22 protein-coding genes, 8 tRNA genes and 3 rRNA genes are annotated in these 26,451 nt (G+C 39.5%); 28 read left to right on the forward strand and 5 right to left on the reverse strand.

The window, feature by feature from the left end; translation table 11 throughout:
- The first annotated feature begins 4 nt into the window (after positions 1-4).
- From truA to MHH96_RS06575, 6 genes are all read left to right on the forward strand, one after another.
- On the forward strand, positions 5-742 hold the full coding sequence (truA, locus tag MHH96_RS06550; protein WP_305781558.1) for a tRNA pseudouridine(38-40) synthase TruA: 738 nt from the start codon (positions 5-7) through the stop codon (positions 740-742).
- A gap of 329 nt (positions 743-1,071) precedes the next feature.
- The gene (gene rplM, locus MHH96_RS06555) at positions 1,072-1,509 is read left to right on the forward strand and encodes a 50S ribosomal protein L13 (protein WP_047943730.1); all 438 of its coding nucleotides are present in this window, start codon (positions 1,072-1,074) and stop codon (positions 1,507-1,509) included.
- 22 nt (positions 1,510-1,531) lie between these two features.
- Positions 1,532-1,924 (forward strand): 30S ribosomal protein S9, encoded by a 393-nt coding sequence (rpsI, locus tag MHH96_RS06560; RefSeq protein WP_047943731.1) that lies wholly within the window; start codon positions 1,532-1,534, stop codon positions 1,922-1,924.
- A 987-nt stretch (positions 1,925-2,911) separates the two neighbouring features.
- Positions 2,912-3,727, forward strand: a complete 816-nt coding sequence (locus MHH96_RS06565) for a CPBP family intramembrane glutamic endopeptidase (RefSeq protein WP_047943737.1) — start codon at positions 2,912-2,914, stop codon at positions 3,725-3,727.
- A 169-nt stretch (positions 3,728-3,896) separates the two neighbouring features.
- Positions 3,897-4,274, forward strand: a complete 378-nt coding sequence (locus MHH96_RS06570; RefSeq protein ID WP_047943738.1) for an iron chaperone — start codon at positions 3,897-3,899, stop codon at positions 4,272-4,274.
- 161 nt (positions 4,275-4,435) lie between these two features.
- Positions 4,436-4,813: a VOC family protein gene (locus MHH96_RS06575; protein WP_061800910.1), complete on the forward strand. Its 378-nt coding sequence runs from the start codon at positions 4,436-4,438 to the stop codon at positions 4,811-4,813.
- Between the two features lie 158 nt (positions 4,814-4,971).
- On the opposite strand, the gene MHH96_RS06580 is transcribed toward MHH96_RS06575, so the two are convergent.
- Complete coding sequence (locus MHH96_RS06580) at positions 4,972-5,175, reverse strand: hypothetical protein (protein WP_061800909.1); 204 nt, start codon at positions 5,173-5,175, stop codon at positions 4,972-4,974.
- Positions 5,176-5,728: 553 nt separating this feature from the next.
- Between MHH96_RS06580 and MHH96_RS06585 the strand changes: the two genes are divergently transcribed.
- From MHH96_RS06585 to MHH96_RS06600, 4 genes are all read left to right on the forward strand, one after another.
- A complete protein-coding gene (locus tag MHH96_RS06585; protein WP_061800908.1) occupies positions 5,729-6,502 on the forward strand; it encodes a MerR family transcriptional regulator in 774 nt (257 codons plus the stop codon).
- Between the two features lie 104 nt (positions 6,503-6,606).
- On the forward strand, positions 6,607-7,995 hold the full coding sequence (locus MHH96_RS06590; RefSeq protein WP_061800907.1) for a serine hydrolase domain-containing protein: 1,389 nt from the start codon (positions 6,607-6,609) through the stop codon (positions 7,993-7,995).
- A gap of 204 nt (positions 7,996-8,199) precedes the next feature.
- Positions 8,200-9,606 carry a M24 family metallopeptidase gene (locus tag MHH96_RS06595; protein ID WP_061800906.1) on the forward strand — a complete coding sequence of 469 codons (1,407 nt, stop codon included), beginning with the start codon at positions 8,200-8,202 and terminating at the stop codon, positions 9,604-9,606.
- A 779-nt stretch (positions 9,607-10,385) separates the two neighbouring features.
- The gene (locus tag MHH96_RS06600) at positions 10,386-11,309 is read left to right on the forward strand and encodes a BtrH N-terminal domain-containing protein (RefSeq protein ID WP_144546879.1); all 924 of its coding nucleotides are present in this window, start codon (positions 10,386-10,388) and stop codon (positions 11,307-11,309) included.
- 631 nt (positions 11,310-11,940) lie between these two features.
- Here the strand turns inward: MHH96_RS06600 and MHH96_RS06605 are convergent.
- Positions 11,941-12,213, reverse strand: a complete 273-nt coding sequence (locus tag MHH96_RS06605; protein WP_061800904.1) for a hypothetical protein — start codon at positions 12,211-12,213, stop codon at positions 11,941-11,943.
- 225 nt (positions 12,214-12,438) lie between these two features.
- On the opposite strand from MHH96_RS06605, the gene MHH96_RS06610 reads away from it, so the two are divergent.
- The 5 genes from MHH96_RS06610 (at position 12,439) to MHH96_RS06630 (ending at position 17,008) form a co-directional block, all read left to right on the forward strand.
- Positions 12,439-12,933, forward strand: coding sequence for a PH domain-containing protein (locus tag MHH96_RS06610; protein ID WP_061800903.1), 495 nt, complete (start codon positions 12,439-12,441; stop codon positions 12,931-12,933).
- Positions 12,933-14,435, forward strand: a complete 1,503-nt coding sequence (locus MHH96_RS06615; RefSeq protein ID WP_047943743.1) for a PH domain-containing protein — start codon at positions 12,933-12,935, stop codon at positions 14,433-14,435. The genes MHH96_RS06610 and MHH96_RS06615 overlap by 1 nt, the downstream gene beginning before the upstream one ends.
- A gap of 92 nt (positions 14,436-14,527) precedes the next feature.
- On the forward strand, positions 14,528-14,968 hold the full coding sequence (locus MHH96_RS06620; protein ID WP_047943744.1) for a DUF2521 family protein: 441 nt from the start codon (positions 14,528-14,530) through the stop codon (positions 14,966-14,968).
- A 121-nt stretch (positions 14,969-15,089) separates the two neighbouring features.
- Positions 15,090-15,809, forward strand: coding sequence for an N-acetylmuramoyl-L-alanine amidase CwlD (gene cwlD / locus MHH96_RS06625; protein ID WP_047943750.1), 720 nt, complete (start codon positions 15,090-15,092; stop codon positions 15,807-15,809).
- Positions 15,810-15,952: 143 nt separating this feature from the next.
- A complete protein-coding gene (locus tag MHH96_RS06630; RefSeq protein WP_047943745.1) occupies positions 15,953-17,008 on the forward strand; it encodes a P-loop NTPase in 1,056 nt (351 codons plus the stop codon).
- A gap of 43 nt (positions 17,009-17,051) precedes the next feature.
- On the opposite strand, the gene gerD is transcribed toward MHH96_RS06630, so the two are convergent.
- Both gerD and pdaB read right to left on the reverse strand, forming a co-directional pair.
- Positions 17,052-17,621: a spore germination lipoprotein GerD gene (gerD, locus tag MHH96_RS06635; protein ID WP_047943746.1), complete on the reverse strand. Its 570-nt coding sequence runs from the start codon at positions 17,619-17,621 to the stop codon at positions 17,052-17,054.
- 175 nt (positions 17,622-17,796) lie between these two features.
- Entirely contained in the window at positions 17,797-18,546 is a 750-nt protein-coding gene (pdaB, locus tag MHH96_RS06640; RefSeq protein WP_047943747.1) for a polysaccharide deacetylase family sporulation protein PdaB, read from the reverse strand.
- Between the two features lie 140 nt (positions 18,547-18,686).
- Here pdaB and MHH96_RS06645 point away from each other — a divergent pair, with 140 nt between their 5' ends.
- From MHH96_RS06645 to rocF, 13 genes are all read left to right on the forward strand, one after another.
- A complete protein-coding gene (locus MHH96_RS06645) occupies positions 18,687-18,926 on the forward strand; it encodes a hypothetical protein (protein WP_047943748.1) in 240 nt (79 codons plus the stop codon).
- A gap of 264 nt (positions 18,927-19,190) precedes the next feature.
- Positions 19,191-20,738: ribosomal RNA gene (locus MHH96_RS06650) — 16S ribosomal RNA — on the forward strand.
- 360 nt (positions 20,739-21,098) lie between these two features.
- A 23S ribosomal RNA gene (locus MHH96_RS06655) occupies positions 21,099-24,034 on the forward strand.
- 160 nt (positions 24,035-24,194) lie between these two features.
- Positions 24,195-24,311: ribosomal RNA gene (rrf, locus tag MHH96_RS06660) — 5S ribosomal RNA — on the forward strand.
- Together the 16S, 23S and 5S rRNA genes with 8 tRNA genes alongside form the textbook arrangement of a ribosomal RNA operon.
- Positions 24,312-24,321: 10 nt before the next feature.
- A tRNA-Asn gene (locus MHH96_RS06665) sits at positions 24,322-24,396 on the forward strand.
- A gap of 27 nt (positions 24,397-24,423) precedes the next feature.
- Positions 24,424-24,496 (forward strand) — tRNA-Thr (locus tag MHH96_RS06670).
- 15 nt (positions 24,497-24,511) lie between these two features.
- A tRNA-Glu gene (locus tag MHH96_RS06675) sits at positions 24,512-24,586 on the forward strand.
- Between the two features lie 3 nt (positions 24,587-24,589).
- A tRNA-Val gene (locus MHH96_RS06680) sits at positions 24,590-24,665 on the forward strand.
- A gap of 28 nt (positions 24,666-24,693) precedes the next feature.
- A tRNA-Thr gene (locus tag MHH96_RS06685) sits at positions 24,694-24,769 on the forward strand.
- Positions 24,770-24,799: 30 nt separating this feature from the next.
- Positions 24,800-24,883: transfer RNA gene (locus MHH96_RS06690), tRNA-Tyr, on the forward strand.
- Positions 24,884-24,926: 43 nt separating this feature from the next.
- Positions 24,927-25,001 (forward strand) — tRNA-Gln (locus MHH96_RS06695).
- Positions 25,002-25,003: 2 nt separating this feature from the next.
- Positions 25,004-25,076: transfer RNA gene (locus MHH96_RS06700), tRNA-Lys, on the forward strand.
- A gap of 189 nt (positions 25,077-25,265) precedes the next feature.
- A complete protein-coding gene (rocF, locus tag MHH96_RS06705; RefSeq protein ID WP_047943944.1) occupies positions 25,266-26,162 on the forward strand; it encodes an arginase in 897 nt (298 codons plus the stop codon).
- Between the two features lie 81 nt (positions 26,163-26,243).
- Here the strand turns inward: rocF and MHH96_RS06710 are convergent, their stop codons facing one another.
- The gene (locus MHH96_RS06710; protein ID WP_082138414.1) at positions 26,244-26,411 is read right to left on the reverse strand and encodes an aspartyl-phosphate phosphatase Spo0E family protein; all 168 of its coding nucleotides are present in this window, start codon (positions 26,409-26,411) and stop codon (positions 26,244-26,246) included.
- Positions 26,412-26,451 lie beyond the last annotated feature (40 nt).

Here is a 26,451-nt window from a genome sequence, read left to right on the forward strand (position 1 = left end):
TGCGATGCAAAGATATAAATGTACAATTAGCTATGATGGATCGAATTATAGTGGGTTTCAAATCCAGCCAAAGGATCGAACCATACAAGGGGAAATCGAAAAGGCTTTAAAAAAGCTCCATAAAGGAGTAGAAGTAAAGATTCAAGCTTCGGGTAGAACGGATGCTGGCGTACATGCAAAGGGACAAGTTATTCATTTTGATAGCTCTCTTGATATACCTGCAGATAAGTGGCCGATTGCCCTAAATACTCTTTTACCTCACGATATTGTGGTTGCAGATGCAGAGACAGTACCCGACTCCTTTCATGCCAGATATAATGTAACGGCGAAAGAGTATCGCTATTTTATTCAATTAGGAGAGCGGAGAGATCCCTTTAAACGTAATTATGCCTATTATTATCCATATGCTCTAAATATGGAGGCGATGAGGGAAGCACTAAGTTATTTTATTGGAGAGTATGATTTTACTAGTTTTTGCTCTGCTAAAACAGACAAAGAAAGAAAAGTAAGAACGATTACTGGAGTAAAGCTTACAGAGGAAGACAATATGTTAATTTTTTCTTTCCAAGGGAATGGATTCCTTTATAATATGGTGCGGATTATGGTCGGTACCTTATTAGATGTAGGAAGAGGGAAAAAGTTACCACAAGATATTCCCGTAATTTTAGAGAAAAAGGATAGAAAGGCAGCAGGAAAAACAGCCTCTGCAAATGGATTGTATCTTTGGAAGGTATGGTATTAAACCATGATTCTTGCGACGCTGGGGAGAGGAGACTAATGCTTTCCTCCTTTTCCAAAAAGAGTACAGAAAGTGACCAAGGAATCCTTTTCTTATAAGTAAAAAGTGTTGTTCTTTGAGTAAAAGTCACGAAAAAAAGATTTTTTTCTCATAACAACTAAACCTGGTGTAACATTCCCTTGACATATGCTACTCTAGGATATATCATAATATGGTATGTATTTTAAACCCACATTAAGCCCCGGAACTTAATTGTGTGAACATATAGACGTAAGAACAGACATTTATATTTTAAAACAAACTATAACTTTAACATTTCAGGAGGGAAACTCATGCGTACAACGTTTATGGCTAATTCAAACAATGTTGATCGTAAATGGTACGTGATTGATGCTGAAGGCCAAACTTTAGGTCGTCTTGCTAGTGAAATTGCATCAATTCTACGTGGTAAACATAAACCAACTTTCACACCTCATGTGGATACTGGTGATCATGTAATTATTTTAAATGCTTCAAAAATTGAATTGACTGGTAAAAAATTAACTGACAAAATTTACTACCGTCACTCTATGCACCCAGGTGGATTAAAGCAAAGAACTGCTTTAGAAATGCGTACTAAATATCCAGAGCAAATGTTAGAACTTGCAATCAAAGGTATGCTTCCAAAGAATTCTCTTGGTCGTCAAATGTTTAGAAAATTACACGTATATGCTGGTAGCGAACATCCGCACCAAGCTCAACAACCAGAAGTTTACGAACTTCGTGGATAATTAATAAAGGGAGGTAAAACAAATGGCACAGGTTCAATATATCGGTACTGGTCGTCGTAAAAGCTCTGTTGCTCGTGTACGTTTAGTTCCAGGTGACGGACAAATCATCATCAATGGTCGTGAAATCGAAAATTATATCCCGTTTGCAGCTTTACGCGAAGTTGTTAAACAACCATTAGTGGCTACTGAAACAACTGGAAGCTACAATATTTTAGTAAATGTTAACGGTGGAGGTTATACTGGTCAAGCTGGCGCTATCCGTCATGGTATCGCTCGTGCTTTACTTCAAGTAGATCCTGAATACCGTCCAACATTAAAACGCGCAGGATTATTAACTCGTGACGCTCGTATGAAAGAACGTAAAAAATACGGTCTTAAAGGCGCTCGTCGTGCACCTCAGTTCTCAAAACGTTAATCAATGGGGTTCAAAGACTCTTTTCACTTCGGTGGAAGGAGTTTTTTTATGTCTAAAAGTTGTTTGTTATTATATTTGATGACACCTCATAACAGAATCCTTCAAGAACCTCAGACTATTTACTATTATTTTTCTCCAGCGAAACGATGGAGTGTAATTTTCCGCCTTACTCCTCATTAAACTAGATTATTGCCCAATTTTTATTGAAAAATGAAGAATTATTTAGAACGAGAGTTGCGCTGTTTCTGTATAAATTGGACAAATGGATAAAATTAGTCTCAAATTGTTCCATTTTTGAACCACAGACTTTTTTTATTATTATAATGAAATTGAGAAAAGTGTTATATTAGAGCTTAATGGGAGGCGCATTTGAGCGAGATGAATAATAGTGATGAGTTTTTATGGGGACAACCACTGCAGTTTATCAATGTTAAAGAGCATGGAATGAGGAAGGGATATTGTTAACCATGAGAGTCCATTGTATATTTTGAATGTAAATGGTGTGCTGCAGGTGATCTTATCAAAGATATAAGGAACAAAGTAGATTTTCTGCTTATTGCACACTTACCTCATTTATAGAGCGGAGTACCCTAGAACATGTTTAATACTATGTTTTGTAATAAGGGATTTAAAGAAATATTTTTTATTACATCCAATCATTCACATCTTCACATACTTGGAACATAATTTCAAAGATTGGGTTTGTTACTTTAAAGACACTGAGAGGGAAACTTTAATTGGCGAGAGCAAATTTTTTGGAGGATGAAGCATTGAAAAAATGTTATGGTCAGAATTAAGATTGACTGTTCTTCAGTAAAGGAAAGGCTGAATCGAAATTTAGATTTCTTAAATTTACGACAACAGAGGCAGCTTTTGGGATTCAAGGCTAAATTCAAAATTTATAAATACAAAAAAGCTAATTCACATTGATGCTAGATTAAGTGTAATCCTTAAAAAATATACTCTATAATGTGAGGTGAAGATACCATGATAGATAAAAAAACCACAGTACAATTTACGCTACTGACTTTTAGCATAGCCTATTTTGTGTCTGGTGCTTTGATTGTTCTTGAACCATTCGGATATTCGGTTTACAATTGGGTTCACACATTCAAGCAATTCTTAATGAATATTCCTTTTGCAATCTATATTTTGTCGCCTGCAATTGCTTCGTATGTCGTTTTAAAGAAAAATAAAAAAATAGCTAATTTTAAGGAATGGTTGAAAACTGTTTTCTACGTCAGAAACAACATATTTGTCTATTTGTTTGTTGTTGCAGGGCTTGCACTGTATTTCTTGATCCATATTGTAGTTTCAGACCGCCTAGAAATGATGCTGCCATTTTATACGTTTTTTCTTTCACTTCCTGGTAATCTTATTATTGGTGGCTTGGAGGAAGCTGGCTGGATGTACATATTGCAGTCTAAACTCGACAAAAAATACGGCTTTGTTTTATCTTCTGTTTTTACCGGAATTATATGGACTGTATGGCACATCCCTCTTTTCTTCATTCCGGGGACAAATCATGGTGAAGGGCTCATTAACTTTTGGATGTTTGTAGTTCAACTCATGGCCTTTCGATTTTTCCACGGGGCAATCTACAAAATTTCAGGAAAAGGCTTTGTCTTTATGTCCGTATTATTCCACACCATGTTCAATGCAGCATCCCCTATCTTTGGCACCATGACGATGACCTGGATGGGAACTATTGCTGCAAATGCTGCGATCGTTCTTGTGTCCATTTTAACCGTTGTGATATATGAAAAAAAGAGCATGACAATAATGCAAGTTAGAAAGCTATAGCATGATTGTAATTCCGCGGTTTAACCACTTTAACGAAGAATAGTTAAAGGAATTTTTAAATGCCTGACTTTAAATTTTTAATGGATATAGAATGACCTAGAGATGAAAAAAACTAAACTGAACACGTTAGTAGTAAAATAGAACATAAATACAGGAGTGAAACTTTAACATGCAATATGATGCAAAGAATGCTGAAGAATATTTGGAAATGCTTGAAGATGATTGGAGAAAAGAGAAACTGCTCGCGATTCGACAAATGATTTTTTCATACGCACCAGAACTAGGAGAGGTCATCCGCTATAAGATGTTGAATTATGGTAAAGAAGATAACTATATTTTTGCATTAAATGCCCAAAAACATTATGTCAGTCTCTATGTGGGTACAATAGAAAAAATCGAAAATGCAGAGGCCTTACTAGCGGGCTATAATTACGGGAAAGGCTGCATTCGCATTAAAAAATCGATAAAGATGGAAGATACGGGGTTGGCACAATTTATCCACAAAACCGTCGATAGGTGGCGTGCCGGTGAAGATACGGCATGTTAGCCATATAGGATGGAAGCTTTTTTGTGAGCTGAAATATTTATGGACAGCTGCAACAGTATAGAACAAGACCGCTAGTTAAAAGATAACTGATGAAGAAATTATGCAAAAGCTTGAAAATAGCGGTTCAGGGATTCAGAATTTAGGTAAGTGAGGAGATTTATATGATTAATAAAATTGGTAAAATCACCATCTATGTAGAAGACCAAGAACAAGCAAAATCGTTCTGGATAGAAAAGCTTGGCTTTATATTAAAGCTAGAACAACCGATGGGGCCTAATGCGACGTGGATCGAAGTCGGTCCTAATGAAGATGAATTTACTACGTTAATCCTTTATTCTAAATCATTAATGGAGAAGCAACAGCCCTCTAAAGTTGCTCATCCATCTGTTCTCTTCAGTACCGCTGATATTGAAGCGGCTTATGAGGATATGAAGCAAAAGGGGATAAAAGTGGATGAGTTATTAAAAATGCCATATGGAAATATGTTCGTATTTTATGACCAAGATGGAAACGAGTATATGTTAAGGGAAGATAAATAATAAGGGTCAGTCTCCCGCTCTGCATAGTTAGAGAATCGGGGGACTGACCCATTAATATTGTTTTTAATGTCCACTTGTTGAAAGGCGATCACTATACAAGTGAATGAATGCAAAGAGAGACTTGTTAAGGAGTTTCCATACTAAAAGTTAAAAAATAGTTATCTAGTTACATTGTTCTTAAGGAGCTCTCCATCAATGTTCCTGTATCGCTCCTTATTTGGCAGGATCATTTTTTTACTGACAGCAATGATCTCATCCAAGCCTTTCTCTCTTTCAACAGTTGATGATTTAGTAGATGGTAAACAAGATGACTGCAGAAATTCATGTATTTTTCTTCGATTGGGATCAATAAAAAAATCCAATATGCAACTTATCTCCTGTCTGGGTAGAAAGCAACTGATGTTGGTTCCGGCAGTTTGTTTTATATTGGTGCTATTAATCGGATTGAACTCTTGCAGACCTCATTTGTTCCGGTCGAATTGGGAGCTTATTCGGACTAGGTTCTTAAAAGTTTCACTAGTTCCGGTCGAATAGACCTCTTATTTGGACAGGAGCCTTTCACGTTTCATTTGTTCAGTCCGAATACATCTCTCATTGAGGCCACTGAAAAAATATAAGCACGAGTCTGTTTCGCTTTCCAAAAAGTGACAAGGTGGATATCAGTTGGATTAATGAGTTGTGTACTTTATCCCATGGATACCATATTACGTGAAATAACATATGGACAACGATAAACGCAATAATCCCATACTGCTAGAAAAGATAACCGAATCTTACCGAGTCTCTAGACTCCCAGTTTTTCTAACAAGCCTTGCTAAATCCAGCTAATCGGCTAAGGATGAACATTTTGATGATTAAGGCTTGCACCTACAGTTACTGTAGGTATTACAATGGGAACAAAGGGAGGCGATTCTTATGAAGGAAACTTATTCAGTTGGTAAATTTTCTGAATTGACGGGAATACCGGTAAGAACGCTACATTATTATGAGGAGATGGGTCTTATAAAACCTCATAGACAGGCAAGTGGGCATCGGATATATAAACTCGAGGACATGGTGGAACTACAGAAAATATTAAGTTTGAAGTCACTTGGCTTTAGTTTAAATCAAATAGGTGAACTGCTCAAAGTCCCCCAATATGATCAATCACTTGTTGAGATGTTGAGTTTGCAACAACAGGCATTGGAATTAAAGCTTGTTAAGATGGAAGAATCTCTTGAGTTAATAGGACGTTTGATTGCAATCATTCAAGCTGAAAAGCAGCTGGATCATCCACTAATGTTCAGTTTAATTCATAATATGAATCAAGAAAGCTTGCAACGGGAGTGGGTGGAGAACCATCTATCCGATTATACAGTACAAACCCTGTTTGAGCGGTCAGCGGAGGCGCAGACGAAAATGGATGCGAAAACTGTTCAATTCTCCCGAGCAGTAAGACGGTTATCAGAAGGTCCGATCGATTCGGAGGAGGCCGAGGCGGTGATCTGTGCATATGTGAATTGGGCGCTGGCAAATTTTGATCAGAAGGCAATGGATAATTTAAGAAATTTGGATGAGGAGCATTATGCCAAACTTGAGCATTTAGTGGAGATGCCTTTCAATGAAAAGGAGAGCGCTTGGCTGGACAAGGCAATGGAACATTATTTTTCGAAATATATGATGTCTGAACAAGGAGAGCTAAAATTGTAAAGACGGCTGATACTTAAAACGGAATAATGGACGATTTCGTGGAGTGTGACCCGGGAAGAAGGCGACAAATTGTTTAAATCATTATAAATTGAGGTGGAAAAATAATGAAAAAAGAAGAGTTGGTGCAGCAATTCACATCATTATTTACAGAGGTTAAAAAGCAAGAAATTTTCAATGGTGTGGTTCTTGTAGCTGTTCAAGGGGAAAAAGTGTTATGTGAAGCGATAGGGATAGCGGAATACAATGATAGTAGCGCCCGCCGCTTGACGATAGGCTCTATGTTCGAGCTGGCCTCTGTTTCCAAACCAATTACTGCTCTAGGTATTGTCTTTTTGCAGCAACAGGGGAAATTGGATTGGGATGATCCGATAGCTAACTGGATTCCTGAACTGCCGTATCCAGGAATTACAGTACGTCATTTACTCTGTCATACATCGGGCTTACCTGATTATATGGAGTTATTTGCAAAGAAATGGGATCCTATGCGTTATGCTTGCAATGAGGATGTGTTGCGTATGCTGATTGAGCATCAGCCAGAGCCGTTGTTTGCTCCTAATGAGCACTGGCTGTACAGCAACACTGGTTATATTTTGCTAGCTATCCTCATAGAGCGGATAAGTGGTCAGAGTTACGGCGACTTTTTGGACGAACAAATCTTTCAACCTCTCCGGATGAAGCGAACGCTGGTCTATAATCGTCGAGTCGATCTAAGGGATGTTCCAAATGATTACGCTTTTGGGTATGTTTATAGAATTGAACATGATGGATATGTATTGCCTGATGATATTCCGGAACTGAATTATGTAAAATATTTAGATGGGTTACAAGGAGATGGGATGGTCAACAGTACTGCTGATGACTTATTGCGACTGGATATGGCCCTATATGATGATAATTTTATTAGTCCGATCGTGCGCCAGTTGATTTTTTCTCCAGTTATGATGAATAATGGTGAGTCATTTGATTATGGAATGGGTTGGCTGCTCGAGGATGATGAGCGATTTGGGAAAAGCGTCCACCACAGTGGAGGTTGGCCAGGATACTCGACATTGTTTAAACGTTATATTGAGCGTGATATCACATTGATTATGCTGCAAAATGGCGAGCGGGATCATGCTTATACACAGCAGCTGGTAAATAGCATTGAACAGATTATGAGCGGGGAGGCTTACACGGTACCAAAGCCTTTAGAGAGTAAGATAATCATTCCACTTGATCTGAAAAATGCTGAGATATTGCTTGGAAAATACAGATTTGCAAATGAACAGGGAGATCCTTCTGATTTAGATGTATTTGTAGAGCAGGGCAAGTTATATATGAGGATGGAAAATGGGATGTTGCTAAAGTTACTGCCATTATCATCAACATGCTACTATGAGGAACAAACGGCTACAGAACTTGAGTTTCAGAGCGATGAAGATGGCAAGGGCATGCGTCTAATTTGGCATTCAAATGCTAAGCCGGAAGTAGCGGAAAGGGTAGGTATTGATTGAAGTCAAAAAGGTCTCTTTTTATAGGCAGGAAAGATTACTATAGTTAAAGAGACAATCTTGGCAGTTACAGTAAATAGTCACTTTTAATAATAAAAAATAAATGGTAGATAAATGGACATGCAGCGGGGCATGATTGAATATGCAAAATGTATTATAGTAGAAACTTACTGTTACTAATAAAGTAAATGGAGAAAGGATATACATATGAAGTATAAATCAAGAAATGTACAGTTGAGAGAAATCGAAGCACCAATGCCTGATTGCAGTAGAGAACCGTTATTAATCGATGATGAAACGATAAAGACTAGATATGAAAATGTATTGCAAGAGATGAGAATGGATGGGCTTGATGCGTTATTGGTATATGCAGATCTTGAACATGGTGGGAACTTTGAATATTTAGTGGGATTTGTTCCAAGATTTGAAGAAGCTATATTGGTTCTTCACTCTAAAGGCAATGCCTTTCTAATCTTAGGAAATGAAAACTTTAATAAGGCACAATACTCTAGAATTCCAGCCCAAGGAATACATTGCCCGCACTTTTCCTTACCGAATCAGCCTATGGAACCAGATACTCCATTTTCAAGCGTCTTTCTTAAAGCAGGAATCCGAGAATCGATGAAAATTGGTTTAGTGGGGTGGAAGCACTTCACAAGTAAAGTTGAGAATAATCGAAATTTCTTTGATACACCTTCTTTTATTGTGGATACGATCAGAGATATTGTTGGGAAGGAGGGTTCCCTAACTAATAGAACAGATATTTTCATTGCTGGAAACCGTGGAGTACGGAGAGTGAATAATGCAAATGAAATAGCACACTATGAGTTTGGAGCATCTCTTGCGTCGGATTGCATCTTGCGTACTATAAATAAATTAGATGTTGGTGTCTCTGAAATGGAACTAGGTAAAGAACTGAATGATTTAGGCCAAAGAAATAGTGTAGTGACGATAGCATCCACGGGTAAAAGATTTGAAAAGGGAAATTTATACCCTATGTCTAAAAAGGTGACGAAAGGAGATGCCATTTCTTTAACTGTGGGATACAAAGGAGGATTATCCAGTAGGGCAGGATATGCTGTTATGGAACGCTCTGAGTTACCAGAAAGTAAAAAAAATTATGTAGAAGACTTAGCTGCTCCTTATTACACTGCTATTGTAGCATGGCTTGAGAATATTCGAATTGGGATGTCTGGTGGGGACATGTATAGCTTTATTAATTCTGTTCTTCCTAAAGAAGTGTTTCATTGGGAGCTATGCCCAGGACACTTGACGGCTGATGAAGAGTGGCTGGCCTCTCCGATTTATGAGAACTCGGATGAAATTATTAAAAGCGGAATGATTTTTCAAACTGATATAATACCACGTGTCGCTGGATATGATGGAGTATCAGCTGAAAGTACAATTGCACTAGCTGACGATGCATTAAAAGAGGATATAAGAAAAAGTTATCCTGAACTTTGGATGAGGATTCAAAAAAGAAAAGAATATATTAATGATTTCCTTGGAATTAAATTGAGTAATGATGTTTTACCATTATGCAGTACGGTTGCTTATCTAAGACCGTATCTATTAAATAAAAAACTTGCATTTTGTTACAATCATAATGGCTGAATTTAAGATTCTTCGTAAAGTAGTTTAAAAAGTCATGTAATGTAATTGAATATAGGATACTTATCACCTCCTTGTAGCCAAATTTTCTTGTCAGAAAACTTATTACAAGGAGGTTTTATTATTAATAAATCAATTAAGCATATAAAAATAAATATTGCATAGAAATTAAATCTAAAATATAGGTAATACCATATTTTCCATAAATACTAAGATAGTCATTTGAAATGCTATTTTTGCTTATATAAAATATATTTTCATAAGCAATTTTTATACTCTTGTCCTGATTACCAGTTATTAAGAATTTATATCCTCGCAAACTTTTAACAAAATCAAGTGATAATTCTGCGAATTTACCGGATGCCGACACAGTTATAATTATATAGCAGCTTGCTGGTGCTTTTTTGCATTAATTCCAAATAATAATTTTGGTGTGGTTTGAATATTTTTGTGTCCTAAACGTTTCGATACATAGGTAATATCTATATCATGGGCAAATAGAAACATCACATTTTGCATTTTGTGTTTTTAACGAAGTGATATCAAAAGTAGAACTAATTAAATGTCTAACTATGGTTGTATTGCTAGCAGTTCTCCATGTTGCATCCCATTTCTCATACTGAAGTTTCCTTATTTTTATCGATACAAGATTGTATAAGTATACAGCTCGAAGAAGTTTGACGAGAAGGCAAAACAAAAGATATACAAGAAGAAATATTATAACGTTTGATGTTGTTTTTCAATTTTCAAAATTGTAAGATCAACTTATCTACTCGGAGGTGATGTTAATGTATATAGGAAATGGCCATTACTGTTATTCAAATTCAACTGCAATGTTTCTTTCATCAATAGGAGAAAATGTATCTCCTCAACTTGTAGAAGTATTAACTGGTGTTGGATTAGGTGCCATGATAGAAAATGAAAAAAACCTTTTTTTTAGTATGAGAGATCCCGATGATGGTATCAATTATGCTCTAAACATCCTTGGATTTACTGCAGAAGAGCATCAGCAAGCTAGTGACTTAGATGACTCATTTACGTTGTTAAAAAAGCAAATCAAACAAAACCCTGTCATTCTAGGCCCTTTAGATATGGGGGAGCTAACATACCATCCGAATCATAAAAATTTACATGGTTCAGACCATTATGTGCTAGCTTATCAAATGGATAATAAAAATATTTATGTACAAGATCCAGCTGGCTTTCCATTTGTTCCATTATCACTGGACCAATTTAAGAAGGCTTGGATGGCGGAAGGGATTCCATATAGGAAGGGAATCAATAAATATTGGTCTACAGCAAAAAAGGTTGTCACATTAGACAATAACGAAATATATGAGAGAGCAATTGATTACTTTAAGAGAACTTATCGGGAATTCGAAAAAGCGGATATAGGGTTAATTGGAAGGGAAGCAATTTGTTTTTATGCGGATCAGTTATTAAATGCCCCTATTACAGCTGATACTATAGGGCATACAACATTCTTCCTTTTCCAATTAAGTGCAAGAAGAGCCAACGATTATGCAGTGTATTTTAAAGATAGGCATTCACGTCTATCAGAGTTGAAGATTGAACAGGCTAGGGTTCTTGGGATGTGTCATTCTATGTCTGTAAATAAAGATTGGAAAGGTATATCGGAGAAGTTAATGAGGCTAGCCGATTTAGAGGAGGAATTTAGATTGGGACTTTTAAAAGTCGGCAACTAATTATAATTATAGAGATTTCCACTTTAACAAACGAGTGCGTTGATATAAGAAGGGTTAACCTCCCTTTAAAGGGCAGCATTACTGCAAATTTATTAAATTAAAGTTAGTTTTAATACATTCGGAATGCTAAATGCTAGCACGCAACTTGCCGTTCTTATCTACTTTAATTACCGGGAAACAAGTAGACAGAACAGGGTTGCGTGTATGTGAATAGAGTATTCTATTATCAGTGGATTCTTTTAGAATTCAGTTTTAATTATTTTATCAATTTTTCGACTTCTTCGTCATTACCAGGTTGAATATAGATTTCCTTTGGATACTCAATAATGTTTTTCGTATATTCCTGCATAGGTTCTTTTATTTGTTCTGCAGTCGGCTAATGGGAAGGAATATCATATTTATTGATGGTGCCATCCCCATTCCCGCTTATGTGATGGCACCATCAGCCATTGTTTTCCCTGATAACGATATAATGTCTTTCAGATATTGGACACTATTCTCACCCTAAGGATTTACTGGTTCTCCAGCTGCAATATGCTGAACGCGTAATTCTTCAATATCCCCCTTTTTAATAAGTTGTAACCAAACGCGAGCATACTCAATCTCTTTAGAAGAATAGGCAGATAATATACTACCCTTTTTTTTCTTCTGGCTGATTATTAGAACTATTATTATTTGAAGGTTTATCGTTAAACTCATTACTGTCGGTTTTATTCCCTTCTGACTCAGCTGTTGTATCATCTGGTTCACTTGCTTGGTTGTCATCCTCATCTGAGTTATTCTGTTTTTCTTCTATAGAGCTATTTTCCGAGTTGCTCTTGATTTTACTTTTATCATTACTGCAGGCTATGAGAATAAATGACATTGTCGCAAGTATAGCTATAAGTTTTAAGTACTTTATCATTTTCTTCTCTCCCTTTGAAAAAAAATACGAGGATGTTACGATAAGAAATTATGTGGCAGTAAGAGGATGAGACTCCTTCTCTTACAGAGCTAAAAGCTTGGATGCGTGGTCATAGGTCAATATGATAAAGAAATCTCCTTGAAAAAGGAGATTTTTTTGTCATTGGAGGAAACTTTTTTCATTAAAGCAACGTAGATAAGTAGAATATTTAAGGAGCGTGTTTACATGTATTTTTCTATCCCTGAACCAACAAAAAAAGTATCTAAAGAGGCTGTGAAAGTATGGCGGATATCGGAGGTGATATCTAATAGTACGATTCTTGTGGTATTGGGTGTCTGCTACTTCCTCTATTTCTATTTTTCATGGAAGGCGTGGATAGGTCCAATCATTATAGGTCTTGGCGTATTAACAATCTTGGCGGCATTATGGGGAATTTTTATTGCACCGCCATTAAAACAGCGTTATTGGCGTTATGACGTCAGTGAAGAGTTTATTCAACTGAAATGGGGAGTAATGGTCGAGAATCATCAATTAATCCCGATGACAAAAGTACAGTCGGTTGAATTAACACAAGGACCACTGCAAAGGAAATATCAATTATATTCCATAACGGTGGGGACGATGGGCACTTCGCATGAAATTCCTGCCATTCCAAAGGAAGAGGCTTATCGTTTACGTGATCAAATTGCTCATTTTGCAAAGATTAAGGAAGTGGAGTAATGGAAGGTATCAGGAAGCGGCAGCATCCGATTAAAATAGTTTTTGATATAGTTGGATTTGTAAAAAGTAATTTTTTCTTATTTATTATTTTATTTGTGTCACATTTTGGATCTGAAAAAATGTATATGAAGATATTCCAAGTTCTCTTTCTCCTCTATGCAATTGTGCAGCTTTTTAGCATCATACTGGATTGGTTTACACATACTTATTCAGTAGAAGAGGAAGCGCTACATATAAGGTCTGGGGTTTTTACAAAGTCGCATCGAGTAATCCCCTTTTATAAAATTCAAAATATACATCGACACACCTCTGTTTTTCATAAAGGGCTCCACCTAACTTCCTTAACATTGGAAACAGGAGAGACCGGAGATTCTAGTTCGATACCTTTAACAGTTATTCGCAAGAAAGAGGCAGATTGGTTAGAGTCTTATATCCATCAACCGGAAAATGTCTCAGCAGGAGACGGAGAAGAAGCTAAAACAGTTGCTGGAAGCGAAAGAACGGTTCACTTTCAGGTAACAAGAAGAGACTTAGTGAAGGCTTCTTTTTCTTCTTTGAGCTTTTTAGCGCTAATTCCATTATTAATTTCTTTTTTCTCCAATATAGAATCAATCTTTCAAATGGAAGTGGAGACAAGTAAGGTTCTTACTTATCTATTGGATCATATCTGGATGATAATTGGCGTAAGCATTGCTCTTTTGATTATAGGGGTTCTATTTGGTCTTGGTGTGACCTTCTGGAAATATGGCCGTTTTCAAATATCCTCTGATAAGGATAAGATTTATATAAAAAAAGGGCTAGTTTCCGAAACGTCCTTTTCCATTCAAAAGGAGAAAGTGCAGGCGGTGAAAGTGATCCAACTTCCAATGCAAAGACTTTTGAAAATAGCTGAGGTGAAATTGGTGAGTGCCGGGGATATCGGGGATGAAGATTTAGAGGTAAATTCCTTGTTCCCATATATGCCAGTGGACCAAGCATATGAAATCATAGAAAAGATTCTGCCGGCGTATCGATTGAAAAAGCAAATGAAGAAGCTGCCTAAGAAAGCTCTATATGCCAGACTGCTTAGACCTAGTTATTTTGGGATAATCGCAGCAATTGGTCTTGTCTATTGGAAGCCAGAGATATGGTATATGGCGATATTATTGTTTATTTGGATTTATTTGTTGAGAGTATTGGATTACTTTAATAGCAGGTACATCCAAAATGAAGAATTTATTCAAGTGAAGAAGGGGACCCTGCAATCAACATTAATTTTGACAAAAAGAGCAAAGGTTATGGAAGTTAATGTGAAGAGATCCCGGTTACAGAGGAATTTTGGTCTTGCCACTATTGAATTCATCAATCGATCGCAGCCGATTGAGCAAACGGATTTAATCGATGTTCCAGCTTCAGATGCTAGTGAATTTTATCATTGGTATAATAAGCGACTGCGTGACATACATGTAAAAGGTTATATAGAGAACAACGAAGATGAAAATGGTAAGAAAGCACTGAAATAGCAACTATTCTTTTAATTGGATGCTAAAAGGTTTGTTAGACTAGTATCGTCTCATCTTGTTGGTTGAAAAATAACAGCAAGAGGTGAAATCAATTGGCAGTCATTACAAGCTTTGATATAAAAAAACGCGAGAAACAAATAAAATATGAAAGAGCAGTTCTTAAGGAAATATCCGTTAAAGAATTAAAAGAAAAGGTAGCTCACTATTTTGGCTCCTCTAACCTTACTTCTAGTATCTTAATGAACAGTGGTATAGAAGAGGCATGTTATGATGTGGCAATAGAGGCCTTTCTTTTAGGAGCGAATTACAGTAAATTTAGTGAATATGGCGAAGAAATTCAAGCTATAAAAAATAGATGCAAGGAAGAAGATGTTCATTTAAAAGAAACACTTTATCATTTTCTTCTTTATTGGGGCAGTGAGGAAAGCAATAAAAATGAATCCCTTTACTATTTATGCGAACAATTTGTTGATGAATGGTGGCTGGAAGGTTATATGAAAGCGAATAAGAGAAGAAAGCTTCGCTTACATTGAAAGATGGCATGAGGATGCCATCTTTTTGTTATGACCTGAAAGAAGGACTTGCTGTTCTAAAACCTCGTATTCCTCCATATAGTATGAATAAGGACGGGCATAGGGGGGAATGAGGTTAACTGTGAGTAAAAAGTGGAAAATAAGTATATATATCCTAGGACTAGCACTCCTTTTCTTTATTTTGCAACTTGATTTCTCAAATGATGATTCATGGGATGCCTGGAATTTGCCATTAACCGGAAAAGTAATCATTATTGATCCTGGACACGGCGGGCCTGATGGTGGTGCAGGGGATAATGAGGTATTGGAAAAGGATATTGCCTTAAGCGTTTCCTTAAAGCTTCGAGATTATCTGCAAGAGCAAGGAGCGTTAGTCATCATGACAAGAGAAGTGGATAAGGATTTGGCTAGTGAAAGTACGAAAGGCTATCGCAATCGAAAAGTTGAGGATTTAAAAGAAAGAATAAGCATTATCAATAAATCGGATGCGGATTTATTCTTGAGTATTCATTTAAATGCTATCCCTTCATCGAAATGGAGTGGAGCACAAACCTTCTATTCCTCTAAGCAAGAAGGAAACGATAGAGCTGCCAAGTTTATTCAAGACGAATTAATTGATAACTTAGAGAATACTACCCGAAAGGCAAAAACGCTGGAGAGTGTATACATACTTAAATATGCCGAGAGACCAGGAGTGCTAGTGGAGGTAGGTTTCTTATCAAATCCACAAGAAAAGGCAAATCTTATGAAAGAAGACTATCAGGAGAAAATAGCAGCGTCTATTTATAAAGGGGTTAATCGCTTTTTTACAAATGAAGAGGAACTTGAAATTCAAGAATAGAGACGAATCATGTCTCTATTCTTATTTTTGTCGATTCTATTCCCGGGAAATAAATGCTGGTAATAACGTTTGAATCTTCAGAATGTAAACGATAACTATTTTTATGCTATACTGTTAGTAAAAATAGGAAAGGGGATTGCGTCATGATAACAAAAGAAGAAATTGAGAAGATAGTGGAGAATATGATCGATCCTTTTTTACATAAATCATTGCTTGAACTGAGCGCAGTGAAAGATGTCAAATGGAATGAAGAAAAAGGGCATGCCAGTTTAAAGGTTGCTGTAGCAAAGCTTGGTTCCGCCTATCAAATCGAGTTGCAAAATCAAATTGTCAGCGCGCTTAAAGAAAGAGGAGTAGAAAGTGTTGGGTTACGTTTTACGGAATTATCTAGTGCGCTTGTAGAGGAAATAATAAAGGAAACAGAATCTGAAGAGAAGAAGCCAATTTATATTGCCATTGCTAGTGGGAAAGGTGGAGTAGGAAAATCAACGGTTTCCGTAAATTTAGCTGTCTCTTTAGCAAGGATGGGGAAAAAAGTTGGGTTACTGGATGCTGACATTTATGGTTTTAGTGTTCCAGATATGATGGGGATCACGAATAGACCAGAAGTAATAAAGGAGCGTATTATTCCGGTTGAGCGTTTTGGGGTTAAAGTTATTTCGATGGGATTCTTTGTTGAAGATAATACGCCTATTATCTGGAGAGGGCCAATGCTTGGTAAAATGCTGACAAGCTTTATGGATGAAGTAGAATGGGGAGAGCTTGATTATCTCCTATTAGATTTACCACCAGGAACAGGTGATGTGGCCCTAGATGTCCACTCTATGCTGCCGACAAGTAAAGAAATTATCGTAACAACACCTCATCCAACTGCTGCGTTTGTTGCAGCACGTGCTGGAGCGATGGCATTAAGAACAGAACATGAGATATTAGGTGTCATAGAAAATATGTCTTATTTTGAAAGCCGTTTAACAGGGGAAAAGGAATATGTGTTTGGCAAGGGGGGAGGAAAGAAATTAGCAAAGGATTTGGAGGTACCCTTACTTGGAGAACTGCCATTGGGGCAGCCAGATTGGAATGAAGAGGATTTTGCTCCATCCGTCTATAAAGAAACGCATCCTATTGGTGAAAGATATAAGGGGATTGCTGAACAAATAGTAGAAGTGTTAGAGATGGCAGTAGATAGAGTAGAAAACTAACTGCTCATAGCAAAGAGGTACCTTCCTTTGAAGGTACCTCTTTTTATATTTTATTTTCTTCAGATAATAAAGAGGAAGAGGCTTCTTTCGCAGCTTTATCTAGTAATTCTTTAAATTTGGACTTGAATTCAGGTGTTTCCATTGTTTCTTGGAGGATTTGTTCTACATGCTCTCTATATTCTGTGCTTTTTAAAATGTTCTTCATTTCTGATTCTAGTGAAGGATCTTGCAGCAACTCGACCATCATTTTCCGATATCCTGGATCCTTCATTAGGTCTTTGATCAATTTTTCATTTTCGGATTTCATGCTTTTTGCCATTGTTTCAGCAAACTCAGGATCTTTGAATTTCTTTTGCCAAAATTCAGCCGCCTTGTCAGAAACAAGTGTTTTTTCTATTGTGTTTGTTACTGCTTTTTCATTCATAACCAAGTTTTGTTTTATTTCTTCATCGTTCATTACTTCACGAATAGCTTTTTTCCCTTCATCTGTTTTTAATATATCCACAATCATTTTTTTCGTTTGATCATAGTCCATTTGTTGAGAATTTTCACTTTCTGAGCATCCGCTTAATAAAGAAATGACTAACAGGAGGGTAATCCCTTTTTTTAGCATGATAATTACCTCTTTCATTAAAGATATCTATTAAGTAGAATGGATTCTTTTTGAATTTTTATTCCTGATGGTAAGGAAAAGATAATGAAATAAGAAAGAAAAAAACTGACCCTAAAAGAGTTTCTCGATCTTTATTCAATCGATTCCCTCTAACTTAAGGCACAGCTTTTTTGATTTAATGTACTTCTTTCGATTTGGAATCAGCGTTGGAAATCATTTCTGAAACAGTAACAAACTTTAAGTTCTTTTTTTGTAATTTACCAATAATCTCTGGTAGGGCTTTTGCAGTTTGTTTGGCAGAATCAGAAGCATGTAATAAAACAATGTCCCCTTTTTTAGCTGAAGCAGCTTTTTTAATGATTTGTTGTGCTCCGGGATTGGTCCAATCCTTAGAGTCGATGCTCCAGTGGACTAATGTATAATCATATTGGTCTGCAATAGTTAAGGTAGATTGGCTGAAATGACCAGTTGGGGCTCTAGCTAATAAAATATTTTCGACTTTTAATTTTTGAAATGCCGTTTTTGCTTTAGATATGTCTTGGCGAATTTTTTCTTCTTTTACTTCAGAATAGTCCACATAGTCATAACCTAGTATTCCAATTTCATGTCCTTCCTTTACCATTCTGCTGACTAATTCAGGATGCCTTTCTGCCCATGAACCAGCAAGAAAAAATGTTGCGTTCACTTTCTTTTCTTTCAAGATATCAAGAATTGGTTCTGCTTTTTTGTCACCCCATCCAATATTAAAGGTGAGTGCAACTCCCTTTTCCCCTTTATAAACAGCCTTTGGTCCATCCTTTGAAGAAAATACAGGGATTTGGACAATATTTTCCACATACAAAAACCAGGCTGTGAAGAAGGATACTACAACTATCAATGCCATTTGTTTTAAGGATTTACTGTTAAGAACATAGAAAATATTCATCTGTTTGTCACCTCGTCCACTTTACTGCTCGTCTCATATTTATGTTGAAAAGAAAAAAATAATGACAAAACTTTTATAAAAAAAGAAAAACTAGTACATAATACAGAGACCAAAATATGGATGCAGCAGGAGGATTAGTAATGATTGGATTATTATTAAATAAAAAGGAAATAAAAGAGATTGAATATCTAATAAAAAGGGAATTGGATGAAATTTTATTAGATTTAGGAGATAAAAGAATTGATCTTGCTGTGAAAAAGGCGATGGTTGAAAGGTATAAGAATTTATTTATTTTACTTAAAAGAGTGGCTTCCCCTAAAGAATGTCTGGCATATATCCTGCCAGAAAGTAAACTGTTGGATGAAAAATATAAAATGTGAAAAAAACTGTTGACGAATAATAGTTATCTTGGTATATTAATAAACGTCACTTCGACATGAGAGAAATCAATGAATAAGAAAATAAAAAAGTAGTTGACTCTTAGGTTTGGGTGTGTTAAATTAATAAAGTCGCTTGTTGAGCGGCCAATCAATTGCTCTTTGAAAACTGAACAAACAAACGTCAACAATAATCGTTTTATAACGAATGTTGTAAAACAAAAAAGTATCAAAAAGCTAGAGTTTAGCAATGAGCTAATCAACTCTTTATTGGAGAGTTTGATCCTGGCTCAGGACGAACGCTGGCGGCGTGCCTAATACATGCAAGTCGAGCGGACTTTAAAAGCTTGCTTTTAAAGTTAGCGGCGGACGGGTGAGTAACACGTGGGCAACCTGCCTGTAAGACTGGGATAACTTCGGGAAACCGGAGCTAATACCGGATAATCCTTTTCCTCTCATGAGGAAAAGCTGAAAGACGGTTTACGCTGTCACTTACAGATGGGCCCGCGGCGCATTAGCTAGTTGGTGAGGTAACGGCTCACCAAGGCGACGATGCGTAGCCGACCTGAGAGGGTGATCGGCCACACTGGGACTGAGACACGGCCCAGACTCCTACGGGAGGCAGCAGTAGGGAATCTTCCGCAATGGACGAAAGTCTGACGGAGCAACGCCGCGTGAGTGATGAAGGTTTTCGGATCGTAAAACTCTGTTGTTAGGGAAGAACAAGTACAAGAGTAACTGCTTGTACCTTGACGGTACCTAACCAGAAAGCCACGGCTAACTACGTGCCAGCAGCCGCGGTAATACGTAGGTGGCAAGCGTTGTCCGGAATTATTGGGCGTAAAGCGCGCGCAGGCGGTCCTTTAAGTCTGATGTGAAAGCCCACGGCTCAACCGTGGAGGGTCATTGGAAACTGGGGGACTTGAGTGCAGAAGAGAAGAGTGGAATTCCACGTGTAGCGGTGAAATGCGTAGAGATGTGGAGGAACACCAGTGGCGAAGGCGACTCTTTGGTCTGTAACTGACGCTGAGGCGCGAAAGCGTGGGGAGCAAACAGGATTAGATACCCTGGTAGTCCACGCCGTAAACGATGAGTGCTAAGTGTTAGAGGGTTTCCGCCCTTTAGTGCTGCAGCAAACGCATTAAGCACTCCGCCTGGGGAGTACGGCCGCAAGGCTGAAACTCAAAGGAATTGACGGGGGCCCGCACAAGCGGTGGAGCATGTGGTTTAATTCGAAGCAACGCGAAGAACCTTACCAGGTCTTGACATCCTCTGACACTCCTAGAGATAGGACGTTCCCCTTCGGGGGACAGAGTGACAGGTGGTGCATGGTTGTCGTCAGCTCGTGTCGTGAGATGTTGGGTTAAGTCCCGCAACGAGCGCAACCCTTGATCTTAGTTGCCAGCATTCAGTTGGGCACTCTAAGGTGACTGCCGGTGACAAACCGGAGGAAGGTGGGGATGACGTCAAATCATCATGCCCCTTATGACCTGGGCTACACACGTGCTACAATGGATGGTACAAAGGGCAGCAAAACCGCGAGGTCGAGCAAATCCCATAAAACCATTCTCAGTTCGGATTGTAGGCTGCAACTCGCCTACATGAAGCTGGAATCGCTAGTAATCGCGGATCAGCATGCCGCGGTGAATACGTTCCCGGGCCTTGTACACACCGCCCGTCACACCACGAGAGTTTGTAACACCCGAAGTCGGTGGGGTAACCTTTTGGAGCCAGCCGCCTAAGGTGGGATAGATGATTGGGGTGAAGTCGTAACAAGGTAGCCGTATCGGAAGGTGCGGCTGGATCACCTCCTTTCTAAGGAAAATGGAATTTACATTCCATCAAAGATTGTTGACGATTTGATTGTTCAGTTTTGAGGGAGTAATTCCTCAAAATGATAGGCTGAATAAGCCTGATTGTTCCTTGAAAACTAGATTATGAAAAGTAAGAACCAAGAAAGAAACCGAGTAATCGCCATCTTAGATTCTCTATTTTAGAGAATTACTTCTTTGAAAAGTAGTCGTATTAAACGAATACTCCTTCAAAGATTGAGAGCAAAGAGAAGCAAGTAGGTCAAGGAAGCGATCGAACGAGCACCGGAGCGTACGACAGTACGTGAGGAGCAGAGTGAAGAAGCTGACGAAGAGATACGCCGCTTATCTTTGGTCGAAACTAAGTTAAGTTAGAAAGGGCGCACGGTGGATGCCTTGGCACTAGGAGCCGATGAAGGACGGGATTAACACCGATATGCTTTGGGGAGCTGTAAGTAAGCTTTGATCCAGAGATTTCCGAATGGGGAAACCCTCTATCCGTAATGGGATAGAATCTTTACCTGAATACATAGGGTACTGAAGGCAGACCCGGGGAACTGAAACATCTAAGTACCCGGAGGAAGAGAAAGCAAACGCGATTCCCTGAGTAGCGGCGAGCGAAACGGGATTAGCCCAAACCAAGAGGCTTGCCTCTTGGGGTTGTAGGACACTCTATATGGAGTTACAAAGGAACGGGGTAGACGAATCGATCTGGAAAGGTCAGTCGTAGAAGGTAAAAACCCTGTAGTCGAAACTTCGTTCCCTCTTGAGTGTATCCTGAGTACGGCGGGACACGAGAAATCCCGTCGGAAGCAGGGAGGACCATCTCCCAAGGCTAAATACTCCCTAGTGACCGATAGTGAACCAGTACCGTGAGGGAAAGGTGAAAAGCACCCCGGAAGGGGAGTGAAATAGATCCTGAAACCGTGTGCCTACAAGTAGTTAGAGCCCATTTATGGGTGATAGCGTGCCTTTTGTAGAATGAACCGGCGAGTTACGATTACATGCGAGGTTAAGTTGAAGAGACGGAGCCGCAGCGAAAGCGAGTCTGAATAGGGCGAAATAGTATGTGGTTGTAGACCCGAAACCAGGTGATCTACCCATGTCCAGGGTGAAGTCCAGGTAACACTGGATGGAGGCCCGAACCCACGCACGTTGAAAAGTGCGGGGATGAGGTGTGGGTAGCGGAGAAATTCCAATCGAACTTGGAGATAGCTGGTTCTCTCCGAAATAGCTTTAGGGCTAGCCTCAAGATTTAGAGTATTGGAGGTAGAGCACTGTTTGGACTAGGGGCCCCCATCGGGTTACCGAATTCAGACAAACTCCGAATGCCAAATACTTATTCTTGGGAGTCAGACTACGAGTGATAAGATCCGTGGTCAAGAGGGAAACAGCCCAGACCACCAGCTAAGGTCCCAAAGTATACGTTAAGTGGAAAAGGATGTGGAGTTGCTTAGACAACCAGGATGTTGGCTTAGAAGCAGCCACCATTTAAAGAGTGCGTAATAGCTCACTGGTCGAGTGACTCTGCGCCGAAAATGTACCGGGGCTAAACGTATCACCGAAGCTGTGGATTGACATCTATGATGTCAGTGGTAGGAGAGCGTTCTAAGGGCGTTGAAGCTAGACCGTAAGGACTGGTGGAGCGCTTAGAAGTGAGAATGCCGGTATGAGTAGCGAAAGATGAGTGAGAATCTCATCCACCGAATGCCTAAGGTTTCCTGAGGAAGGCTCGTCCGCTCAGGGTTAGTCGGGACCTAAGCCGAGGCTGAAAAGCGTAGGCGATGGACAACAGGTTGATATTCCTGTACCACCTTTAAATCGTTTGAGCAATGGGGGGACGCAGGAGGATAGGGTAAGCGTGCTGTTGGATTAGCACGTCCAAGCAGTTAGGCTGGTAATGAGGCAAATCCCATTACCACATAAGCGGAGCTGTGACGGCGAGGGAAATATAGTACCGAAGTTCCTGATTCCACACTGCCAAGAAAAGCCTCTAGCGAGATTTAGGGTGCCCGTACCGCAAACCGACACAGGTAGGCGAGGAGAGAATCCTAAGGTGAGCGAGAGAACTCTCGTTAAGGAACTCGGCAAAATGACCCCGTAACTTCGGGAGAAGGGGTGCTCTTGCGGGTGCAAGCCTGCGAGAGCCGCAGTGAATAGGCCCAGGCGACTGTTTAGCAAAAACACAGGTCTCTGCGAAGCCGCAAGGCGAAGTATAGGGGCTGACACCTGCCCGGTGCTGGAAGGTTAAGAGGAGGGGTTAGCACGTTAGTGCGAAGCTCTGAATTGAAGCCCCAGTAAACGGCGGCCGTAACTATAACGGTCCTAAGGTAGCGAAATTCCTTGTCGGGTAAGTTCCGACCCGCACGAAAGGTGTAACGATCTGGGCACTGTCTCAACGAGAGACTCGGTGAAATTATAGTACCTGTGAAGATGCAGGTTACCCGCGACAGGACGGAAAGACCCCGTGGAGCTTTACTGCAGCCTGATATTGAATTTTGGTACAGCTTGTACAGGATAGGTAGGAGCCTTGGAAGCCGGAGCGCCAGCTTCGGTGGAGGCATTGGTGGGATACTACCCTGGCTGTATTGACATTCTAACCCGCACCCCTGATCGGGGTGGGAGACAGTGTCAGGTGGGCAGTTTGACTGGGGCGGTCGCCTCCTAAAAAGTAACGGAGGCGCCCAAAGGTTCCCTCAGAATGGTTGGAAATCATTCGTAGAGTGTAAAGGCACAAGGGAGCTTGACTGCGAGACCTACAAGTCGAGCAGGGACGAAAGTCGGGCTTAGTGATCCGGTGGTTCCGCATGGAAGGGCCATCGCTCAACGGATAAAAGCTACCCCGGGGATAACAGGCTTATCTCCCCCAAGAGTCCACATCGACGGGGAGGTTTGGCACCTCGATGTCGGCTCATCGCATCCTGGGGCTGTAGTCGGTCCCAAGGGTTGGGCTGTTCGCCCATTAAAGCGGTACGCGAGCTGGGTTCAGAACGTCGTGAGACAGTTCGGTCCCTATCCGTCGTGGGCGTAGGAAATTTGAGAGGAGCTGTCCTTAGTACGAGAGGACCGGGATGGACGCACCGCTGGTGTACCAGTTGTCTTGCCAAAGGCATCGCTGGGTAGCTATGTGCGGAAGGGATAAGTGCTGAAAGCATCTAAGCATGAAGCCCCCCTCAAGATGAGATTTCCCATAGCGCAAGCTAGTAAGATCCCTGAAAGATGATCAGGTTGATAGGTCAGAGGTGGAAGCGTGGCGACATGTGGAGCTGACTGATACTAATAGATCGAGGACTTAACTAAAATGAAAAGCGGAAACGCCTGTTAATCGGCGATAAGCTGGACAAAATGATTACTTGTTTCTTTCTTCTTACCATAATCTAGTTTTCAGGGAATAATTTTTCGAAATTACACTTGAAAAAATATCTAAAACATGTATAATAATACATGTCTGATAAATAAGTCTGGTGGCGATAGCGAGAAGGTCACACCCGTTCCCATACCGAACACGGAAGTTAAGCTTCTCAGCGCCGATGGTAGTTGGGGGTTCTCCCCCTGTGAGAGTAGGACGTCGCCAGGCATACCATTATTCCGCAGTAGCTCAGTGGTAGAGCATTCGGCTGTTAACCGAACGGTCGTAGGTTCGAGTCCTACCTGCGGAGCCATTATTTTTATTATATGTTAGCCAAGGTGCTTCCATAGCTCAGCAGGTAGAGCACTTCCATGGTAAGGAAGAGGTCACCGGTTCGAGCCCGGTTGGAAGCTTACGAAAATAAATATGGCCCATTGGTCAAGCGGTTAAGACACCGCCCTTTCACGGCGGTAACACGGGTTCGAATCCCGTATGGGTCACCATTTGGAGGATTAGCTCAGCTGGGAGAGCATCTGCCTTACAAGCAGAGGGTCGGCGGTTCGATCCCGTCATCCTCCACCATTGATTCTTAAAAGTTTATAAATTTATTGCCGGTTTAGCTCAATTGGTAGAGCAACTGACTTGTAATCAGTAGGTTGGGGGTTCAAGTCCTCTAGCCGGCACCACTTTTTTAAATTGTCATTAGTTTGAATATCGGAGGGGTAGCGAAGTGGCTAAACGCGGCGGACTGTAAATCCGCTCCTTCGGGTTCGGCGGTTCGAATCCGTCCCCCTCCACCATTTATGATTGGACAATATTAATTATATGTCCTTTTTATATTTTTGGGCTATAGCCAAGCGGTAAGGCAACGGACTTTGACTCCGTCATTCGTTGGTTCGAATCCAGCTAGCCCAGCCAACGAGCCATTAGCTCAGTCGGTAGAGCATCTGACTTTTAATCAGAGGGTCGGAGGTTCGAATCCTCCATGGCTCATCTTTCTTTAAACCAAACACAATCGTGTTTGGTTTTTTTGTGCTTTTTAAGCATGGCATTCTTGTTGTTTCCTCTCGGGATTTATAGAATATTCGCATATATATACATAAAGATGTTGAGTTGAGTCATTGTTTCAGAAGAAGGTACAATAAAAGAAGAATATGACTGGAGAGATGGGGGAGGATTTTCATGAGAAAGCTGACTATTATTGGAATGCCGATGGATCTTGGACAAATGCGCAGAGGTGTAGATATGGGGCCAAGTGCAATCCGTTACGCAGGTATTTTTGAAAGATTATCAAAGCTATTTTCCTCTATAGAAGATTGGGGAGATATATCAGTAGGAAGACCAGAAACCATAATAGATGTCCAAAGCAATCTTAGAAATCTTCATTTAATAGCAGAAAAAAATCAAATGCTTGCAGAAATGGTTGATAAGATTATTCAATCAAAGTCATTTCCTCTTGTTTTAGGCGGAGATCATAGTATAGCAATTGGGACACTTGCTGGAGTATCTAAGCATTACACCAATTTAGGTGTCATTTGGTATGATGCACATGGAGATTTAAATACGGCAGAAACCTCTCCATCAGGGAATATTCATGGGATGCCACTGGCTGTAAGTTTAGGATATGGGCATGAGCTATTGACCAATATATTAGGAACCTCTCCTAAAATAAAACCAGAGCATGTAGTGATAATAGGAGCTAGATCTTTAGATGAAGGTGAGCGCAGGCTTATAAAAGAATTAGGAATAAAAGTTTTTACCATGCATGAAATTGATCGACTAGGGATGACGAAGGTGATGGAGAGTACGATTGATTATTTAAAGGAAAAAACAGATGGGGTACACTTGTCTCTAGACTTAGATGGATTAGATCCAAATGATGCACCAGGAGTTGGAACACCAGTACCTGGGGGAATAAGTTATAGAGAGAGTCATTTAGCTATGGAAATGTTAGCGGAGTCTGGACTTATTACTTCCGCTGAATTTGTAGAAGTTAACCCGATATTAGATGAAAGAAACAAGACTGCCTCGTTAGCTGTAGCATTGATGGGTTCACTATTTGGAGAAAAATTACTATAAATTAAAATCTAAAAAGCAGGCATGGATGTGCACTGCTTTTTAGATGATAATTGGACTGAAAGCAAGATAAAAGCAATCTTATTATTTAACAGATAGTTCACTACATATTTTTTCATATTTATTTAATAACAAATCTAATTTTGTACTTAAGTCAACAACTTTTGGGTGCGAAAAAGAAGTGTTGTTTGCCAAATAGATCATCATTTCACGATGTTCTTCAATGTCTTTTAATAATTTTCTATCACTCATTTGCTTCACCCTCTATATGTTTTTATAATTCTTCATAATC

Source organism: Niallia sp. FSL K6-0212, assembly GCF_038007605.1.
In the GTDB taxonomy this organism is placed as follows: domain Bacteria; phylum Bacillota; class Bacilli; order Bacillales; family Cytobacillaceae; genus Niallia; species Niallia circulans.

What these genes read in the sequence shown, in the direction of transcription:
- rocF (WP_047943944.1), top strand. Translation starts at nt 25,266, where the DNA reads ATGAGAAAGCTGACTATTATTGGAATGCCGATGGATCTTGGACAAATG.
- MHH96_RS06595 (WP_061800906.1), top strand. Translation starts at nt 8,200, where the DNA reads ATGAAGTATAAATCAAGAAATGTACAGTTGAGAGAAATCGAAGCACCA.
- MHH96_RS06575 (WP_061800910.1), top strand. Translation starts at nt 4,436, where the DNA reads ATGATTAATAAAATTGGTAAAATCACCATCTATGTAGAAGACCAAGAA.
- gerD (WP_047943746.1), bottom strand. Translation starts at nt 17,621, where the DNA reads ATGCTAAAAAAAGGGATTACCCTCCTGTTAGTCATTTCTTTATTAAGC.
- rplM (WP_047943730.1), top strand. Translation starts at nt 1,072, where the DNA reads ATGCGTACAACGTTTATGGCTAATTCAAACAATGTTGATCGTAAATGG.
- MHH96_RS06565 (WP_047943737.1), top strand. Translation starts at nt 2,912, where the DNA reads ATGATAGATAAAAAAACCACAGTACAATTTACGCTACTGACTTTTAGC.
- MHH96_RS06610 (WP_061800903.1), top strand. Translation starts at nt 12,439, where the DNA reads ATGTATTTTTCTATCCCTGAACCAACAAAAAAAGTATCTAAAGAGGCT.
- MHH96_RS06585 (WP_061800908.1), top strand. Translation starts at nt 5,729, where the DNA reads ATGAAGGAAACTTATTCAGTTGGTAAATTTTCTGAATTGACGGGAATA.
- MHH96_RS06590 (WP_061800907.1), top strand. Translation starts at nt 6,607, where the DNA reads ATGAAAAAAGAAGAGTTGGTGCAGCAATTCACATCATTATTTACAGAG.
- MHH96_RS06630 (WP_047943745.1), top strand. Translation starts at nt 15,953, where the DNA reads ATGATAACAAAAGAAGAAATTGAGAAGATAGTGGAGAATATGATCGAT.
- MHH96_RS06615 (WP_047943743.1), top strand. Translation starts at nt 12,933, where the DNA reads ATGGAAGGTATCAGGAAGCGGCAGCATCCGATTAAAATAGTTTTTGAT.
- MHH96_RS06605 (WP_061800904.1), bottom strand. Translation starts at nt 12,213, where the DNA reads ATGATAAAGTACTTAAAACTTATAGCTATACTTGCGACAATGTCATTT.
- MHH96_RS06710 (WP_082138414.1), bottom strand. Translation starts at nt 26,411, where the DNA reads ATGAGTGATAGAAAATTATTAAAAGACATTGAAGAACATCGTGAAATG.
- rpsI (WP_047943731.1), top strand. Translation starts at nt 1,532, where the DNA reads ATGGCACAGGTTCAATATATCGGTACTGGTCGTCGTAAAAGCTCTGTT.
- truA (WP_305781558.1), top strand. Translation starts at nt 5, where the DNA reads ATGCAAAGATATAAATGTACAATTAGCTATGATGGATCGAATTATAGT.
- MHH96_RS06570 (WP_047943738.1), top strand. Translation starts at nt 3,897, where the DNA reads ATGCAATATGATGCAAAGAATGCTGAAGAATATTTGGAAATGCTTGAA.
- pdaB (WP_047943747.1), bottom strand. Translation starts at nt 18,546, where the DNA reads ATGAATATTTTCTATGTTCTTAACAGTAAATCCTTAAAACAAATGGCA.
- MHH96_RS06600 (WP_144546879.1), top strand. Translation starts at nt 10,386, where the DNA reads ATGTTAATGTATATAGGAAATGGCCATTACTGTTATTCAAATTCAACT.
- MHH96_RS06645 (WP_047943748.1), top strand. Translation starts at nt 18,687, where the DNA reads ATGATTGGATTATTATTAAATAAAAAGGAAATAAAAGAGATTGAATAT.